This is a genomic window from Methylomonas fluvii (assembly GCF_014850975.1).
Taxonomy (GTDB): Bacteria; Pseudomonadota; Gammaproteobacteria; order Methylococcales; family Methylomonadaceae; genus Methylomonas; species Methylomonas fluvii.
This window is the reverse complement of record NZ_JACXST010000002.1, coordinates 1363437-1380240: the sequence shown is the minus strand read 5'-3', so window position 1 is coordinate 1380240 and position 16804 is coordinate 1363437. Positions and strand designations below refer to the sequence as shown.

Here is a 16804-nt window from a genome sequence, read left to right as displayed (position 1 = left end):
ATATGGCACCTTATTTTTTGTTTTTCAGGGCATGGCCGGCCAGGTTTTTACCCAGCGTCCAGATCGAGCCGGTGACGTTGTGCGTATCGGCAATGGTTTTTTCCACGGAATTGACAATCCAATCGCGGTCTTTTTGAGTCAGCGTCAGGGGCGGTAAAAATTTGACCACGTTCATGCCGTGGCCGGCCACTTGTGCCAGTACCCGGTGTTCCTTGAACAGTGGGATCAGGATCATCTGGCAGAACAGGCCTTTGTTGGCGGCTTCCAGCATGGCCCAGGCGGCTTTTAACCCCAAACTTTTCGGCGACTGGAATTCGATGGCGATCATTGAGCCTTTGCCGCGCGCTTCCTTCAGGAATTCGTATTTTGGCGCCATGGCGTTGATGGTAGCGATGATGTCTTCGCCGACCTTGGCACTGTTTTCGACCAGTTTTTCTTCGTGAACCACATGCAGGGCAGACAGGCCGGCAGCCATCGCCATATTGTTTTTCGAGAAGGTCGAACCGTGGACGACGGCTCTATCCATACGGTTGAACACGGTGTCCATGATATGGGTGGTCATGGCTACGCCGCCGACAGGGATGAAGCCGCCGGACAAGGCTTTGGCCATCAAAATCATGTCCGGTTTGACGCCCCAGTGCTCGATGGCCCAGAACTTGCCGGTGCGGCCTATGCCGGTCTGGATTTCGTCGGCCACGAACAAGGTGCCGTATTTTTTACATAAACGCTCGACTTCCGGCAGGTAGTTGTCGTTCGGAATGTTGACGCCTTTGCCTTGAATCGGTTCGACAATGAAGGCTGCCACATCTTTGCTGCTCAAGGCTTGTTCCAGTGCGGCCAAGTCATTGAACGGTACGGAAGTGCATTCCGGCAATAGGGGGCCAAAGCCTTCGCGGAAGATGTGCTCGCCGGTCAGCGATAATGAGCCCATCGTCAGGCCGTGATAGCCGTGGTCGCAATGGACGATGCGCGAGCGTTTGGTGGTGTAGCGGGCGAATTTGATCGCCGCCTCGACGGCTTCGGTGCCGGAGTTGCAGAAAAACATCTTTTCCAGATTGTCCGGGCAGGTAGCCAGAATTTCTTTGGCCAGCAGGCCGCTGAGCAAGGACACATCCATCTGTACCAGGCTGGGTAATTCCAGCGTCAGGGTTTCTTGCAGGGCTTTGATAATGGTCGGATGGTTGCGTCCCATCGCAAACACGCCGAAACCACTTAGCAAGTCCAGGTATTCGTTACCCTCTTCGTCGTAAAGATATTGGCCGATCGCTTTTTTATAGTTTCTGTCGTAACCGATAGTGCGTAAGACGCGCACCATCTGGTTGTTAAGATAATGCTCATGCAGGTCGAATTTCTCGTCGAAATGCTGAGTAAAAAGATCGGCAATGCTAAAAGACATGTAATACCTCGTAAGTGCTTGGTTTATTTCTGGATTACGCTATGTTCCCGCTGCTTAATCCTTCAATAATTCATGGTTTTGCTAAAAAACGATGATTTCGTTTAGTTGTTTGGCAATGATTTTCAAGGTTTTTTGAGCGGCATGAAAATGTAAGCCCAACTTGATCAGGCTGAGCGCTTCCCATGGGTGGGTTGCCAAAAAACGCAAGAGTTTGCTGGTTTCTACCTGCCCCTGGCCATTCAAGGCCTGAGTAACCGCTTGGGGTAGGCTCATGCTTACCGGATCGGCAATCGTACGAATTGCCAGACAAGGTAAGTTCGATTGCTCGGCAATTTTAGCCATGGCGCAGCTTTCCATGTCCAAGGCAATCGCACCGGTTTGCCGGTATAGTTTGTGCTTATCGCTACTGTTGCTGACGATATGGCTGCTTTCAGCCAACTTGCCATTGGAAATTGGAAACTGCTTATCCAGCAACTCATGTAGACGCTTACGCCAACGGGGATCGGTATCGAACACCTGTTGTTGCTCTGATAATAGCTGTTCGGCCAACATTAGATCGCCCGGTTTCAATTGCGGCGACAATGCGGCCGCACAGCCCCAACTGATCAGTTTTTTAGCGCCTTTGGCGATTAACAGGTGCGTAGCCCGTTCCGCGTTGACCGGTCCGGCGCCGGCAAATGCCAGGAGAATGTTGTCGGCGATTCTGACGCAATCACCCTGAACCAGCTTTAGACGGGTCAGGGTGGAGAGCTCTTCCGGTAAGGCAACAAGTATTCCTATGGTCACTGTTTGGCTAATTCGTTACGGTATCTAGCCAACGCCCATAATGGGAAGAACTTGTCATAGCCGTGATACTTCAAATAAAACACCTTTGGAAAGCCCGGTGCGGTAAAGCAGGGGTCATTCCAAACCCCGTCAGCTTGCTGGCTGCGCAGCAAGAAGTCGATGCCGGCTTTGACTTCCTGGCTGTGGACTTCGCCGGCGGCGATCAAGCCCAGCACCGCCCAAGCGGTTTGGAAGGCTGTGCTGAAATGGTAGCGGCCGCGAAATTTTTTATCGTCGTGATAACTCAAGTTGTCTTCGCCCCAGCCGCCGTCTTCGCGTTGGACGCTTTTCAGCCATGCCGCAGCTTTGGTGTACATCGGGTCGGTTTTCGGTACATCGGTTTGCTCCAGGCCCAGCAAGGCAGACCAAGTGCCGTAAATGTAATTGGTGCCCCAGCGGCCGAACCACGAACCGTCGGCTTCTTGATCACCGCGTATGTATTCGATAGTGCGTTTCAGGGCCGGCAAATATTCGTCGTGATCCTTCGCCACTCGGGCCATCAACATCGCACAGCGAGCGCTGACGTCGACAGTCGGTGGGTCGAGCAGGGCGCCGTGGTCGGCGAACGGGATTTCGTTCAAATAATAGTAGGTGTTATCGACATCGAACGCGCCGTAGCCGCCGTTTTGCGATTGCATACCGACGATCCAACGTGTCGCTCTGTGGATGGACTCGTCTAATTCAGGCAGATTGGAATCGGCCATCGCAAAACCCACTACAGCCGTGTCGTCGACATCCGGGTAATGCGGGTTGGCGAATTGAAACGCCCAGCCGCCACCGGCCAGATGGGGTCGGCGTACTCGCCAGTCGCCCGGTTCGTCGGATAATTGCACGCTTTTCAGCCAATCGTATGCTTTGCTAAGGCTAGGGGTATTTGCTGCCTTATCGGATTCCTGCAATGCCAGTGCGGCAAGCGCCGTATCCCAGACGGGTGATAAGCAAGGTTGGCAATAGGCATAATCGTCTTTGACCACCAGTAATTTGTCGATGGACTGGCGGGCGATCACGACATTAGGGTGGTCTTTTGGAAAACCCAGCAATAACATCGACTGATAGGCGTTAACCATGGCAGGGAAAATGCCGCCCAAACCATCTTCGCCATTCAGGCGTTCGGTAAACCAATCAACGGCTTTTTGAACGGCGTGTTCGCGCATGCGTTGTGGAATCAACGGCTCGGTAACACGGCCCAGTTTATCCAGGCCCAGGAAGAACTTATTCAGCAGAGTCCGTTCCGGAAAGTAATGTTTCTCTTCGTCCGGATGAACGACAAACAATTCCAGGACGTTGACCTTATGCGGATTTTTGGCTCTGGCCTTTAAGGTGCACATGATGAACAGCGGTACCATAACGGTGCGTGACCAATACGATACTTTGTCCAGATGAAACGGAAACCAGCTGGGCAGCAGCATAATTTCCACCGGAATATAGGGTACGCCGCGCCAGGGCAATTGTTCGAATATCGCCAGCGCGATACGTGTGAAGACGTTGGCGCGCGCTGCACCGCCTTGGCTGAGTATCCAGTCGCGCAGTTTGACCATATGCGGAGCATCTATGGGGTCGCCCGCCATTTTCAAAGCGTAATAGGTTTTTACACTACCGCTGATGTCGCCGGGGCCGCCGGTAAATAGCGGATAGCTGCCGTCTTCGGCTTGGCGGCTGCGCAGGTAAACGGCGATTTTGCGCTGCAATTCTTCGTCGATGTCGTCCAGGTAGTGCATCATCATGATGTATTCGGACGGGATAGTGCAGTCGGCTTCCAGCTCAAATACCCAATAACCTTCCGGGCTTTGCAAGCTGAGTAATTTGGCTTGGGCGCGTTCGATAGCGGCATTCAGTAAGCCAAGGCCGGCCGTTTTGCCGGTATTGGCATTGCTAATGTCTTGGCTGCTGGTATCTATATGGGCTTCAGTAAACATAGTTATTCCTTATTGTCCAGTGTGCGATATAGGTGAATAGTGCCAATCCGGCGATTTCAAATTACGGCTGGTCAGGTTAAACAGTAGGGATAGCAGCAGATTGCTGCGCACGGTCAACTTGGTCGCGACAATAGTGGCTTTCACACTATTACGGCTGATTTTGACCTGATTCGATTCGTTGAAATTAAGGTTTGCCTTGATTTTCTTCAAGGTCAGTACGGCCATGCCCAGCGCCCAAAGGCAAAAGTTGCGGATGCCGGTTTCGTGGCTGGGCAGGAGCTGAGTGTAAGTTAATGCATTTTGCAAGTGCCCGTGAGCTATAGCCACCAGGTGGCTCAGGCCTAGTCGGAAACGCTCGTCGTCGGTCGCCGGCGTCAGTTCGGCCAGATTGAAGCCGGTTTCGTTGAAAATGTCTTGCGGTAACCAGCAGACACCACGTTTGGCATCGTCCCAAATATCTTTCAGGATATTGGTCATTTGCAGGCCTTGACCAAAGGAGACTGAGAGTCTTAGTAGCTCCTCGCGATGCGCGGCGATTTCCGGCGAATAATGGCAGAACAACTTCGCCAGCATCTCACCGACGCAGCCGGCCACGTAGTAGCAGTAGTCGTCCATGTCTTTGAGGGTTTTCAAGCCGGCATGTAAATCCAGCGCTTGATAGACCGGCATGCCGTTCGCCATGGTTTCCACGCAACAAGTCAGGGCTTCGATTTGCGGAGCGTCCAGTGAGCGGGTTATGGCAATTACGCGAGGCACCAGTTGGATCAAGCTATGTTCGGCCGGAATGGTTTGCTCTGAAAGCAACGGGGCTAGCTCGGCGCTGAATACGTCTGCGTTATTGCCAGTGTTGACTATGTCTATAAAAGCGCTGCAAAAGTATTTTTTTTGTTCGGCGCTAAGGGATACTTCGTCTTCTATAGTGTCGACAATCCGGCATAGCAAATAAGCATTCGCCACAGCCGGATACAACTCTCCTGGCAGTTGCGGAATAGTTAGCGCAAACGTGCGCGACACGCCTTCAAGTAGGGTGGCTTGCAGTTCGGCGTCGGGTAGTTGTCTGAGCAACTCCGGATTGTTGATTAGTGTTTGAGATCCGTTCATCTTTATCAAGGCTAACTATTAGTTGCCCAAATGATAGACTGTTTGTTGGTGTTTTGCAAAGTGATGTTGCTTTATGGCAAATTTGTCGAAATGCTGCTGTCAAAAGCGACATATGAGTCCGAGCTTCTGGTCTTTGTTGTTGTTTTAGAAAAATAATTATGGTTTTTTGGCGGCTAGTCTTTCTTGTGGTTGTTAAGCGGCTTTGTGTGGCTTTCAGGAAATGTGCGCGTGTTCTTGTTGTTTTTTGCGTATTTTATCTGGAGTATGTTGTTGGAAAGTGGTATTCTGACCACATCTAATTGTGCGCCTTGAGCCTCATTGATGGTCTAAATAGGCCGCAGCGGGTGTCACTTCTAGGATGGTTATCGGTTTGCGGTTGTTGTTTTTTTGTAACAGCCGTGGTCGCTGGATGTCGTGATAGTTTTTGGAGAATAATGCTGTGAGTGTTCCTTTACGTCAGCAATTAGCTGTAGGTAGTTATCTGATCAAGCAAAAGATCAAAGGTGTAAAAAAATATCCTTTGGTTTTGATGCTGGAGCCCCTGTTCAGATGCAATTTAGCATGCGCGGGCTGCGGTAAAATCGATTATCCCGATGATATTCTCGACAAGCGGCTCTCTGTTGAGGAGTGTTTGGCTGCGGTTGATGAATGCGGCGCGCCGATGGTGTCCATTCCAGGCGGCGAACCCTTGATTCATAAAGAAATGCCGCAGATTGTGGCCGGTATCGTTGCTAGAAAGAAGTTTGTTTATCTGTGCACCAACGCCTTGCTGTTAAGAAAACGAATTAACGATTACACGCCGTCGCCTTATTTGACCTTTTCCGTGCATCTGGACGGTTTAAAAGATCGGCATGATGCTTCTGTTTGCCAGGAAGGGGTTTTCGACATCGCTGTCGAAGCGATCAAATTGGCCTTGGGTAAAGGTTTTAGGGTCACCGTTAACTGTACTTTGTTCCAAGGCGAAACCCCGGAAGAAGTGGCGGAGTTTTTGGATTATGCGATGGAGTTGGGCGTCGAAGGCGTCACTATTGCGCCGGGATTCAGCTACGAGCGCGCGCCTAAGCAGGACGTGTTCATTAAAGGCCTTGACGTTAAAAACCTGTTTCGCGGTATTTTCAAAATCGGCAAGACTCGCAAATGGAAATTGAACCATTCGTCGCTGTACTTGGATTATTTGGCCGGCAATCAGAATTACGACTGTACGCCATGGGGTAATCCAACGCGCAACGTATTTGGCTGGCAAAAACCTTGCTATTTGTTGGCTGACGAAGGTAATGCCAATTCTTTTCAAGAGTTGCTGGATGACACTCCTTGGGACAAATACGGCACGGTGAAAAACCCTAAATGTGCTAATTGCATGGCTCATTGTGGTTATGAAGCAACGGCGGTTGAGGATACCTTGGCTCATCCATTGAAAGCTTTGTGGGCGGCGGTGCGCGGTCCGAAAACTTCAGGTGAAATGGTTGCCGAAAAGCAGCCGGAGTTTGTTGCTTCTTTCAAAAAATCGGCAATTTCCGATATTCCGGTAAAAGTAGAGTCTTAAGACGAACCCAGGAAGTCATCCTCATTAACAGGTTTTTATAACGATTATGTTTAAAAAATTGTATTTCGGTCTTAGTTTGCTAGTGCTTGTCTGTCTGTCGTCCTTGGCTAATGCTGAAGAAATTTCAGCTCGCCAAGTTGTCGAAGAGTTTCAAAATCAGCTGCTGAGCGTAATGAAGGCCGGCAAAGAGCTTGGCTTTCAAGGGCGCTACGACAAGCTGGATGTGGCGGTAAAAAAGAGTCATGATCTGCCTAAAATCGCCAGAATTGTGGTAGGCAAGCAATGGGAAGAGTTAACAACGGAGCAGCAGAACAAGCTGGAAAGCGTTTTCAGCAAGCTCAGTGTGTCGGCGTATGCTCATAACTTTAAAGACTATTCGGGCGAATCATTTACCTTTGCTTCTGAAGAGGAGACTGGTAGGGGCGGCGTAGTGATTCATACCAACTTGCATATTCCCGGCGAAAAGGACGTCAAGTTCGATTATATGATGAAGAAAAAAGACGATGGCTGGCAAATTATCAATATAATAGCCGATGGCGTCAGTGATTTGGCATTGAAAAGATCGGATTACACTAGTGTATTAAGCCGTGATGGCTTTGATGCCTTGATCGTTAAAATCACTGAGAAAATTGAAAGTTACGCAAAGCAATAAGTTTGTTAGGAATCGTCAGTAATGTATAGCCCTCGTTATCAAGGCAGCAGCCAGGCATCCCTGTTCTGGGTGGTGTTATTTTCAAGCGCATTATCGGTAACCGGGTGTGCTACTACGGATAAGCATCCGGTTGATGCTAACAGAGCGTCTAAAGCTAAGTCAGACGCAGAAGATCCTTATGAGGGTTTCAATCGCTCCATGTATGGTTTTAACATGGGTCTGGACAAGCATTTGCTGAAGCCCATTGCTAATGGTTATAAGACTGTAACGCCCAATTTTATGCAAACTGGAGTCAGCAACTTTTTTACCAATCTTAAAGGTATCAATGTTGTTTTGAACGATGTTCTGCAAGGTAAATTTGAACAAGGTGCTTCCGATACCGGGCGTTTCTTGACCAATTCCACGGTTGGTTTGCTCGGTTTATTTGATGTGGCCAGCGACCTGGGATTGCAAAGCAATGTTGAAGATTTTGGGCAAACACTCGCGGTCTGGGGTGTTGATCAAGGCCCTTATTTGGTGTTGCCGGTTTTGGGTCCGACTACTGTGCGTGATGGCGCGGCAATTGTGGTCGATAAAGCCGCCAATCCAGGAACTTACGTGCCGGGTACCGGCATTGTGGAAGGGATTAACGATAGAGCCAATGCCGAAGGCGCGTTGAATTTTATCGACGAAGCAGCGTTGGATCCTTATGTGTTTACCCGTGAGTCATTTTTGCAATATCGCAAGAACTTGATTAATGACGGCAAGAGTAACTCGACTGACTATGATCTTGACATAGACGCGGATGTCGATGTCGGCGAAATTTCTTCAGCAAAGCCTAAAGAAACTAACGCGACGCAAAAACCAAAAGCTGATACGGCCAAAAAACTACCCGGTCACGTGCAAAATGGCATTGAGGTAGGTCCTGGTAGCATAAAGCCCAGTAGTGCTGCGTTCGATAGAATGTCCAAATCGTTCGATAATGCTGCTTTGGAATTTGAAAAAGCCTCGGACAAAATGGATCAAATGAGTAAAAAAAAAAGACCGCTTAAGCGCCGTTAAATTTGTTTGAAGAGACGCAGGGAGGCGTCTCTGTAGTATTTCTCAGTAATGCAGCAAGGAATGCACCTCATAGCTCCCCAGCTTTTCCCGTCCTTGTAAGAAGTCTAGTTCCACTACAAAAGCGCAGGCTACTACGGTAGCGCCGAGCTTTTCGACTAGTTCGCAACTCGCCTTGGCGGTGCCGCCGGTGGCCAATAAATCGTCGATTAACAATACTTTATCGTTACTGTCTACTGCGTCTATATGCACTTCCAGTTCCGCCGAGCCGTATTCCAGATCATAAGATACACTTTGCACATCGTAAGGCAATTTGCCCGGTTTTCTGAGCGGTATAAAGGGAATGCCCAGTTCCCAGGCCACCAGCGAACCGAAGATAAAGCCGCGCGCTTCCATACCGGCCACTGCGGTGATGTCGCGACCCAAAAACGGATGTAGCAGTTGGTGCACGGCCAAGCGTAGCGTTGCCGGGTCTTTGACCAGCGGCGTTATGTCTTTGAAAATGATGCCGGGTTTTGGGAAATCCGGAATGTCGCGAATCTTGTTTCTCAATCTATCCATTTCTATCCCCTAGGTTTACGCACACACCGCCTGAATTTTCGCCAAGATACCCTTGGTATCCAGTCCACACAGCGTCAGCAATTCCTCGCGACTGCCTTGCTCCACAAAGCGATCCGGCAAGCCGATGTTCAACACCGGCATCAGAATGTTTTGTGCCTGCAGAAACTCGTTCACCGCACCGCCGGCACCGCCGGCAATCACGTTCTCTTCGACGGTGACGATCACATCATGGCTTTTCGCCATTTCCAGGATAAGTGCCTCATCCAGCGGTTTGACAAAGCGCATGTTCACCACCGTGGCGCCCAGCTGTTTGCCGACTTCCACGGATGGAGTCACCATACTGCCCCAGGCCAGAATCGCTAACCGGCTGCCTTGATGGCGGATTTCGCCCTTGCCGATAGGGAGCTCGGTCAAAGCCTTATCGACCGTGGCCCCGGGTCCTTTGCCGCGTGGATAACGTACCGAGGCCGGGCCATTGTGTTTGAAGCCGGTAGTCAGCATCTGCCGACATTCGTTCTCGTCGGCCGGCGCCATCACCAGCATATTCGGAATACAGCGCATATAACTGTAATCAAACGCCCCGGCATGGGTCGGACCGTCCGGTCCCACCAAGCCCGCTCTATCCAAGGCAAACAACACATCCAAATTCTGCAAAGCCACGTCGTGGATTAACTGATCGTAAGCCCGTTGCAAGAAGGTCGAATAAATCGCCACTACCGGCTTCGCGCCCTGACAGGCTTGACCGGCCGCCAAGGTCACCGCGTGCTGCTCGGCAATCGCCACATCGAAATAGCGTTTCGGAAACTGCTGGGAAAACGCCACCAAACCCGAACCCTCGCGCATTGCCGGGGTAATCCCCAACAGCCGCTCATCCTGCTTAGCCATATCGCACAGCCAAGTACCGAACACTTCTGTATAGGTCGGATGCGGCGACGGTGCGGCTTTGGGTAAATAATCCTTGCTCGGATCGAAGGCCGGCACCCCGTGATACGCCAGTGGATCTTTCTCGGCCGGTGCATACCCTTTACCTTTCTTGGTCACCACATGCAAAAACACCGGCCCGGACAAATCCTTCAACTTCTCTAAAGTCGAAACCAGCATCTCCACATCGTGGCCGTCGATCGGCCCGAAATAATTAAAGCCCAACTCCTCGAACAAAGTACCCGGCACAATCATGCCCTTCACATGCTCTTCCGTCTTCCGGGCCAACTCCCACACCGACGGCATGCTGGCTAAAGCCTTCTTACTTTCTTCCCGCACCGAGGAATAAAACTTACTCGACAACACCTTGGTCAGATAATTATTCATCGCCCCGACCGGCGGTGAAATCGACATATCGTTATCGTTCAAAATCACCAACAAATTAGCGTTCACATCGCCGGCATGATTCATCGCCTCATACGCCATGCCGCCGGTAATCGAACCGTCACCGATGATCGCCACCATCTTCTTATCTTCCCCGCGCAACTGCGAGGCAATCGCCATGCCCAGTGCCGCGCTGATCGACGTCGACGAATGGCCCACGCCAAACGCGTCATACGCACTCTCCGAGCGGCACGGAAACGCCGATACCCCGCCCAAAGTGCGAATGGTCGGCATCCGCTCTTTCCGGCCGGTCAAAATCTTATGCGGATAAGCCTGATGGCCCACGTCCCACACCAACTGATCCGAAGGCGTATCGAACACATAATGCAGCGCTACCGTCAGCTCCACCGTGCCCAGGCCAGCGGAGAAATGACCGCCCGAGATACTGACGGTATGGGTCAGATAGCGACGCAACTCATCGGCCAGCGGTTCGAGTTGTTCTGGCTTCAGGGCCCGAACGTCGGCGGGGGTCTGGATGGTGTTGAGAAGCGGAAAGTCAGAGACTGTCATGTTTTAAAAAATTCCTTTATATGTTTGCGTCTCAATATTCCGCGCCAGCCAAGTAGATGCAAGCGGAAAACCGGCAGGATTGTGGCGCAAGAAGTATAAATCGTGCAGTTCGCTACGCTTAGTGCGTACGTTCGATGATATACAGCGACAAATCGCGCAACAAATCTGCTTCGTTACCAAAGCCGGCTAGGCTGGCGACGGCTTGTTCATGCAATTCCTGAGCTTTTTCCTTGGCTCCGGCCATTCCCAGCAACGCAGGGTAAGTCGGTTTGTCGTTATCGACATCTTTCCCCTGGGTTTTACCCAGCGTAGCGGTGTCGCTTTCCACATCCAGAATGTCGTCTTTGACTTGGAAGGACAGGCCTATGCATTTGGCATAATGATCCAGTTTTTTAGCCACATCCGCGTCGAGATCCGGTTTGGATAGCGAAGCCAGATTGACGCTGGCGCGTATTAAAGCGCCGGTCTTGTGAATATGCATGTTTTCCAGTTCCGGCAAAGTCAGTTTGCGGCCAACCGACCCCAGATCGATTGCTTGCCCGCCAACCATGCCTTGCGAACCGCTGGCACGGGTCAATGCCGCGATCATTTTTACCCGGGCTTCCGCACCGGCCTGAATGGCAGAGTCGTTGGCTAACACGTCAAAAGCTAATGCTTGCAAGGCATCGCCCGCCAAAATAGCGGTGGCCTCGTCGTATGCTTTGTGGCAAGTGGGTTTACCACGACGCAAATCGTCGTTATCCATAGCCGGCAAGTCGTCATGAATCAACGAATAGACGTGGATAAATTCCACTGCGCAAGCTTGGGCGTCCAGCAAGTCTTCGCTCAAGCCCAAGGCTTGGCCGGTGGCATAAGTCAGCAGTGGGCGGGTACGTTTGCCGCCGTCCAGCACGCTGTAGCGCATGGCTTGATGCAGGGTTTGCGGCAGAATGTTCTCGCCGGGTAGCCGGGCGTCCAACGCCCGTTCGACGCGGTTCTGGCAGGCGGTAAGATAGGCTTTTAAGTTACTCATCGGTGAATGGCTCCAAAGTTTGCTGGCCGTTTTTTTCTAATAAGATTTGGACTTTCTGCTCGGCGTCTTGCAGGGCTTGCTGGCAGGTGCGGGTTAATCTGATGCCGCGTTCGAAGGATTTTAAGGACTCTTCTAGAGAAATATCGCCGCGTTCCATTTGTTCGACCAATTTCTCCAGTTCTTCCATCGCTTCCTCAAATTGGGATGCGCTTTTACGTCTCGACATATTATAAAGTGGCTTGCGGTGCTCAAAAAATGACCAAGCATTATAGTATGAATTGCCCTGCCATTGAGTTTGGATTGCATCTGTTGTTTTCGATTTAGTGGCAGCAATTCGGTTCGCTCAGTTGTTCACTTGCAGTTACGGTGACATTTTTGGGGTTACCCGGGTTTACCTGGATTCCTAGGCTCCAGCTTCCCGATCCATTCACATGCTCCGAACCTGCACACTCAGCGTGGTTCATCAAAAATGTCACGTTGCAATTATCCCTATCCCGTTTCCGCCGGAACCGCTCTCCGCTTAGGCCATTATTCGATAGCTTTTACATCGTTCGGTACGAACGGTCCGCAAGCCAGACCAACTAACCTTTCGAGGTTTTACGATATTTCGTGCAAAAAACGATATGCCGTGGGCTATAGACTGTTTTGGCGGTTCTGGTTGTCGATGGCGGTTTAAAAATAATTGTTTTTATTCAATGATTTATTCTGTTGGTAATTGGGTTTTCGCAAATTGGCATTCCATTTGCTCATACGAGTCGAAGTTCATCGATTTTTACGACAGATTGTTTAAACATCGGATCGGTGGCTTTCTTCTAAACCAAATTATCGAACCGTTCGGCCGCCGTTTAAGCTCAACCGAATCAAACTTTTTGAGGATATGTCATGAAAACAACTAGCCGTTTTATCAGCGTTTTATTGGGTGTAGTCGTGGTCTCGTCAGCCAGTGGCGGCGCCGTTGAGAATGTCATGGAAAATTCCGCCCCATTGGTTTATTACGAATTCAGCGCCGGCGGGGTCACCACTTATTTCACCGATTGCAAAGGCATGGGGTCGCAGAACGAAGTGGAGCAAACCAGGGTTAGTGCGCGCGGAGAGAACCTTACAGTTAAGATACCCGGACGCTTATCGGCTAAAAATATTACTTGCAGCAAAGGCTTGAGTAAGTCGATGGATCTTTGGACTTGGCGACAACAGTTTGTCAGCGGTAGGTCGGGCCGGTCGCGGGTCGATGCGACGCTGATAGCCTATGACCAGTCGATGACTCCCATCGCGGAGTGGAGCTTCAATGGCTTGTGGCCGGCATCGATCGATTTCAACGAAACAACGCCCGGCAAAGAAACCATCGTGTTCGCCGCCGACCAAGTTCTACGTTTGCGCTGATCGAAGCAGGGGCTGGCGACAAACAGTTGGCTTGTGGTCAAAAATCGGTGGCGGCGCCCTGGAAAACGCCGTGGGTCGGGCTTTTCCAGCGCTTAGGTAATTTCAGATGGCGCTTGCGGAAGTTGAGGCATGGTGAGCCGGGTGATGAGGACCGGCTTTCCGGAGCCGCCCTGGTGCACGTTGCTGACATATAATGGTCAGCCGACACTCTCTTATTACCTTTTACTAGACATCATGACCCAAGAATATAACGCGGCCGCCATAGAAGTACTAAGCGGCCTGGACCCAGTACGTAAACGACCGGGCATGTACACCGACACCACTCGTCCCAACCATTTGGTACAGGAAGTGGTGGACAACAGCGTTGACGAGGCTTTGGCCGGCTACGCCGATACCATCAATGTGGTTTTGTATAAAGACGGCTCGGTGCGGGTGGATGATAACGGCCGGGGCATGCCGGTGGATATACATCCCGAGCAGGGCATTCCCGGCGTGGAAGTGATCCTGACCCAATTGCATGCCGGCGGTAAATTCTCCAACAAAAATTATCAATTTTCCGGCGGCCTGCACGGTGTCGGTGTGTCGGTAGTGAATGCCCTGTCGGAAAAACTGCTGGTGGAGATCAAGCGTGGCGGCGGCGTCTATCAAATGGCGTTTGCCGGCGGCGATAAGGTCAGCGAATTGCAACAGAGCGGTACGGTCGGGAAAAACAACACCGGCACCAGCGTGCATTTCTGGCCGGACGGTAAATATTTCGATTCCAATCGGGTGTCGGTCAGCAAGCTCAAACATGTGTTGCGGGCCAAGGCGGTACTGTGTCCGGGCTTGAAAATTACTTTAAATTCCGAACTCAGCGACGAACAATTCGAATGGTGCTATCAGAACGGCTTGCAGGAATATCTGCTGGATAGGGTCGGCGATGCCGAGATTTTTCCACAACCGCCGTTCATGGCCAACATGGCGGCCAGCAACGAAGCGGTGGAGTGGGGCATAGTTTGGACGCCGGACAGTTTGCCGGAAACCATCGCCGAGAGTTATGTGAACCTGGTGCCGACTGCCCAAGGCGGTACTCACGTCAATGGCTTGCGCGCTGGATTGACCGAAGCCATGCGCGAATTTCTGGATTTTCGCAACTTATTGCCGCGCGGGGTGAAAATCGCCCCGGAAGATGTCTGGGAAAGCTGCCATTTCGTATTGTCAGTAAAACTGGAAGACCCGCAATTTTCCGGGCAAACCAAGGAAAGACTGAGTTCGCGGGAATGCGTGACCTTTGTATCCGGTGTAGCCAAGGATACGTTCAGCCTGTGGCTGAATCAGCATCCGCAGGAAGGCGAAAAGATCGCCGAAATCATTTTGGCTAGCGCACAGAAGCGTCTTAGAGCAGGCAAAAAGATCGTCCGCAAAAAAATCACCAGTGGCCCGGCCTTGCCCGGCAAATTGGCCGATTGTTCCGGTCAGGATTTGAGCAGAACCGAACTGTTCCTGGTCGAGGGCGATTCGGCCGGTGGTTCGGCCAAGCAGGCGCGTGACCGAGAGTTTCAGGCCATCATGCCCTTGCGCGGCAAAATTCTGAACACCTGGGAAGTCGATTCGGGCGAGGTGATGGCCTCGCAGGAAGTCCACGACATCGCGGTGGCGCTGGGTATAGAGCCGGACAGCAACGACCTGCAAAACCTGCGTTACGGCAAGATATGCATCCTGGCCGATGCCGACTCGGACGGTAACCACATCGCCACCTTGATTTGCGCGCTGTTTTACCAGCATTTCAACGCGCTGGTCAGGGCAGGGCATGTATTCGTGGCAATGCCGCCGCTGTATCGTATCGACGTGGGCAAGAAGGTGTTTTACGCGCTGGACGAATCCGAGCGCTTGGGGGTGTTGGCGCGCATCGAAGCTGAAAAACTCACCGGCAAGATCAACATTCAGCGTTTTAAAGGTTTGGGCGAGATGAATCCCTCGCAATTGCGGGAAACCACTATGAATCCGGATACGCGTCGTTTGGTGCAGTTGACCATCGAAGAAAACGACGACACTCGCGAACAGATGGACTTATTGCTGGCGAAGAAGCGAGCGGGAGATAGGAAAAGTTGGCTGGAAGATAGAGGTAATCTCGCGCAGATATAAGTGTGAATTTTATGGAAAATTTATAAAAATTTAGGAAAACATTAGGGGCTGTTGCCATTTTGGATCGATAACCTTGAAATTGAGCTGCTCTGCCTGATTGATTGAGCTTTTCAATCAAAAGACAAGCAAACTATGCCGCGACAAATGTTTACGGATGAATACTGGAATAAATTCAAAGCCATCCTGTTGAGCGTGAGGATTTACGACAAGCCGACGCTTCGGCAAACGGTAGAAGGTATTTTTTATCGCATGCGAATCGGCTGTCCTTGGCGAGATCTGCCGGCAACATTTGGCAAGTGGAATGCCGTGTATAAGCGATTCAATGCCTGGTCGCTTCAAGAAAAACTGATGGGTATCTTTCAGGAGCTGGTTGTGGATCCGGATTTGGAGTGGACATTCATTGATGGCAGTATTGTGAAAGCACATCAGCATAGTAGCGGCGCAGCCCATGAACGGGAAACGGCGATCGGAAAATCGGTAGCGGGTAACACCACCAAAATCCATATGGCCGTGGATGCCTGCGGACTGCCCATTCATTTCTCGGTCACGGGCGGCGAAGTCCACGATTGTAAAGAAGCACCCGAATTAGTGGCGAAGCTTCCCTTAGCTATATGATTGCTGACAAAGGCTATGACAGCGAACCCTTACGGATTCAAATTCGTGAGAAAGGTGCTGAGCCAATCATACCAAGAAAGCAGAATTCAACCATTGGCAATGATGCTGTGGATTGGTGCCTCTACAAGTATCGCCACCTGGTTGAAAATGTGTTTGCGCGGCTGAAACATTTCAGAGCCATCGCGACGCGGTATGACAAACTGAAACGCAATTTTGAAAGCGTCATCGCTTTGGCTTGCGCTTTTATATGGTTGCCCATGTAAAACGGCAACAGCCCCTATAAGATTTTTATAAGAAGCCTATAAAAAGCGTATAGTTTGAGCATGGAAGCTCGGAATACGCATAAAAATGACAAATTCTGCCCGCAAGCTTAAAAGATCAGCTGTTAAGAACATCGTCCGATTTCCCGCCATCAAGGCAAATGGTGGCAAGACAATCCTCGTCGAATCCATTCTCGAATCGAAATACTGTCTGCATTTGGAATTTGATGAGAAATAGTCAAATCTGGTGTATAGGCAAATTGAATCAGGCGGCGATCTGCTGATTTTCTGCCGCTTTATCCGACTCAGTAATGACAGCAATGCCATCCTGAAATCGAATGCCGTTGATCACATCCGGTAGTTGTTTAAATCCGCGTATCTTGCGCCAACTTTTTTCGGCGGTCAGTGCCAACTGGAACACTAGGCCTAGCAGCGAATTCCGTGACACGCAGTTCTTGGTCCGCGTTGTCCGATGGCGAATGGTCGCAAAGCTCGATTCGATCGTA

At 50.9% G+C, this 16804-nt stretch carries 13 protein-coding genes and 2 pseudogenes; 6 read left to right on the top strand and 9 right to left on the bottom strand.

Translation table 11 applies throughout. The features are described from left to right. Nucleotides 1–10: 10 nt before the first annotated feature. The 4 genes from EBB_RS15780 to EBB_RS15765 all read right to left on the bottom strand — a co-directional run bounded on the left by EBB_RS15780 (nt 11) and on the right by EBB_RS15765 (nt 5238). The gene (locus EBB_RS15780) at nt 11–1396 is read right to left on the bottom strand and encodes an aspartate aminotransferase family protein (RefSeq protein WP_192394704.1); all 1386 of its coding nucleotides are present in this window, start codon (nt 1394–1396) and stop codon (nt 11–13) included. A gap of 81 nt (nt 1397–1477) precedes the next feature. After that, entirely contained in the window at nt 1478–2182 is a 705-nt protein-coding gene (locus tag EBB_RS15775; RefSeq protein ID WP_192394703.1) for a phosphorylase family protein, read from the bottom strand. Then, on the bottom strand, nt 2179–4137 hold the full coding sequence (shc, locus tag EBB_RS15770) for a squalene--hopene cyclase (RefSeq protein ID WP_192394702.1): 1959 nt from the start codon (nt 4135–4137) through the stop codon (nt 2179–2181). The genes EBB_RS15775 and shc overlap by 4 nt, the downstream gene beginning before the upstream one ends. A gap of 9 nt (nt 4138–4146) precedes the next feature. Then, nucleotides 4147–5238 (bottom strand): phytoene/squalene synthase family protein, encoded by a 1092-nt coding sequence (locus tag EBB_RS15765; RefSeq protein WP_192394701.1) that lies wholly within the window; start codon nt 5236–5238, stop codon nt 4147–4149. A gap of 439 nt (nt 5239–5677) precedes the next feature. On the opposite strand from EBB_RS15765, the gene hpnH reads away from it, so the two are divergent. Genes hpnH through EBB_RS15750 form a run of 3 tightly spaced genes read left to right on the top strand, consistent with a single transcriptional unit; the run spans nt 5678 to nt 8474 of the window. Then, a complete protein-coding gene (gene hpnH / locus EBB_RS15760) occupies nt 5678–6781 on the top strand; it encodes an adenosyl-hopene transferase HpnH (RefSeq protein WP_192394700.1) in 1104 nt (367 codons plus the stop codon). A 46-nt stretch (nt 6782–6827) separates the two neighbouring features. Next, nucleotides 6828–7433 (top strand): ABC transporter substrate-binding protein, encoded by a 606-nt coding sequence (locus EBB_RS15755; RefSeq protein ID WP_171696413.1) that lies wholly within the window; start codon nt 6828–6830, stop codon nt 7431–7433. Between the two features lie 21 nt (nt 7434–7454). Continuing rightward, nucleotides 7455–8474: an MlaA family lipoprotein gene (locus EBB_RS15750; protein WP_192394699.1), complete on the top strand. Its 1020-nt coding sequence runs from the start codon at nt 7455–7457 to the stop codon at nt 8472–8474. A 42-nt stretch (nt 8475–8516) separates the two neighbouring features. Here EBB_RS15750 and EBB_RS15745 read toward each other — a convergent pair whose 3' ends face one another. The 4 genes from EBB_RS15745 to EBB_RS15730 all read right to left on the bottom strand — a co-directional run bounded on the left by EBB_RS15745 (nt 8517) and on the right by EBB_RS15730 (nt 12145). Beyond that, nucleotides 8517–9032 (bottom strand): adenine phosphoribosyltransferase, encoded by a 516-nt coding sequence (locus EBB_RS15745; RefSeq protein ID WP_192394698.1) that lies wholly within the window; start codon nt 9030–9032, stop codon nt 8517–8519. A 15-nt stretch (nt 9033–9047) separates the two neighbouring features. Continuing rightward, nucleotides 9048–10907 (bottom strand): 1-deoxy-D-xylulose-5-phosphate synthase, encoded by a 1860-nt coding sequence (gene dxs / locus EBB_RS15740; RefSeq protein WP_192394697.1) that lies wholly within the window; start codon nt 10905–10907, stop codon nt 9048–9050. A gap of 118 nt (nt 10908–11025) precedes the next feature. After that, nucleotides 11026–11919 carry a (2E,6E)-farnesyl diphosphate synthase gene (gene ispA, locus EBB_RS15735; protein WP_192394696.1) on the bottom strand — a complete coding sequence of 298 codons (894 nt, stop codon included), beginning with the start codon at nt 11917–11919 and terminating at the stop codon, nt 11026–11028. Beyond that, nucleotides 11912–12145, bottom strand: a complete 234-nt coding sequence (locus EBB_RS15730) for an exodeoxyribonuclease VII small subunit (RefSeq protein WP_020484945.1) — start codon at nt 12143–12145, stop codon at nt 11912–11914. The genes ispA and EBB_RS15730 overlap by 8 nt, the downstream gene beginning before the upstream one ends. A gap of 656 nt (nt 12146–12801) precedes the next feature. Here EBB_RS15730 and EBB_RS15725 point away from each other — a divergent pair. The 3 genes and pseudogenes from EBB_RS15725 to EBB_RS15715 all read left to right on the top strand — a co-directional run bounded on the left by EBB_RS15725 (nt 12802) and on the right by EBB_RS15715 (nt 16301). Next, nucleotides 12802–13299, top strand: coding sequence for a phage tail protein (locus EBB_RS15725; protein WP_192394695.1), 498 nt, complete (start codon nt 12802–12804; stop codon nt 13297–13299). Between the two features lie 234 nt (nt 13300–13533). Continuing rightward, a complete protein-coding gene (parE, locus tag EBB_RS15720) occupies nt 13534–15423 on the top strand; it encodes a DNA topoisomerase IV subunit B (protein WP_192394694.1) in 1890 nt (629 codons plus the stop codon). A 132-nt stretch (nt 15424–15555) separates the two neighbouring features. After that, nucleotides 15556–16301 (top strand): annotated as a pseudogene (locus EBB_RS15715) (IS5 family transposase). 262 nt (nt 16302–16563) lie between these two features. Here EBB_RS15715 and EBB_RS15710 read toward each other — a convergent pair. Further along, a pseudogene (locus tag EBB_RS15710) lies at nt 16564–16800 on the bottom strand (IS256 family transposase); the annotation flags it as partial. Nucleotides 16801–16804 lie beyond the last annotated feature (4 nt).

Excerpts from the sequence above, each read along its gene's own strand:
- EBB_RS15780 (WP_192394704.1), bottom strand. The coding sequence starts at position 1,396 with ATGTCTTTTAGCATTGCCGATCTTTTTACTCAGCATTTCGACGAGAAA.
- ispA (WP_192394696.1), bottom strand. The coding sequence starts at position 11,919 with ATGAGTAACTTAAAAGCCTATCTTACCGCCTGCCAGAACCGCGTCGAA.
- EBB_RS15730 (WP_020484945.1), bottom strand. The coding sequence starts at position 12,145 with ATGTCGAGACGTAAAAGCGCATCCCAATTTGAGGAAGCGATGGAAGAA.
- shc (WP_192394702.1), bottom strand. The coding sequence starts at position 4,137 with ATGTTTACTGAAGCCCATATAGATACCAGCAGCCAAGACATTAGCAAT.
- EBB_RS15765 (WP_192394701.1), bottom strand. The coding sequence starts at position 5,238 with ATGAACGGATCTCAAACACTAATCAACAATCCGGAGTTGCTCAGACAA.
- EBB_RS15725 (WP_192394695.1), top strand. The coding sequence starts at position 12,802 with ATGAAAACAACTAGCCGTTTTATCAGCGTTTTATTGGGTGTAGTCGTG.
- EBB_RS15755 (WP_171696413.1), top strand. The coding sequence starts at position 6,828 with ATGTTTAAAAAATTGTATTTCGGTCTTAGTTTGCTAGTGCTTGTCTGT.
- EBB_RS15750 (WP_192394699.1), top strand. The coding sequence starts at position 7,455 with ATGTATAGCCCTCGTTATCAAGGCAGCAGCCAGGCATCCCTGTTCTGG.
- parE (WP_192394694.1), top strand. The coding sequence starts at position 13,534 with ATGACCCAAGAATATAACGCGGCCGCCATAGAAGTACTAAGCGGCCTG.
- dxs (WP_192394697.1), bottom strand. The coding sequence starts at position 10,907 with ATGACAGTCTCTGACTTTCCGCTTCTCAACACCATCCAGACCCCCGCC.
- EBB_RS15745 (WP_192394698.1), bottom strand. The coding sequence starts at position 9,032 with ATGGATAGATTGAGAAACAAGATTCGCGACATTCCGGATTTCCCAAAA.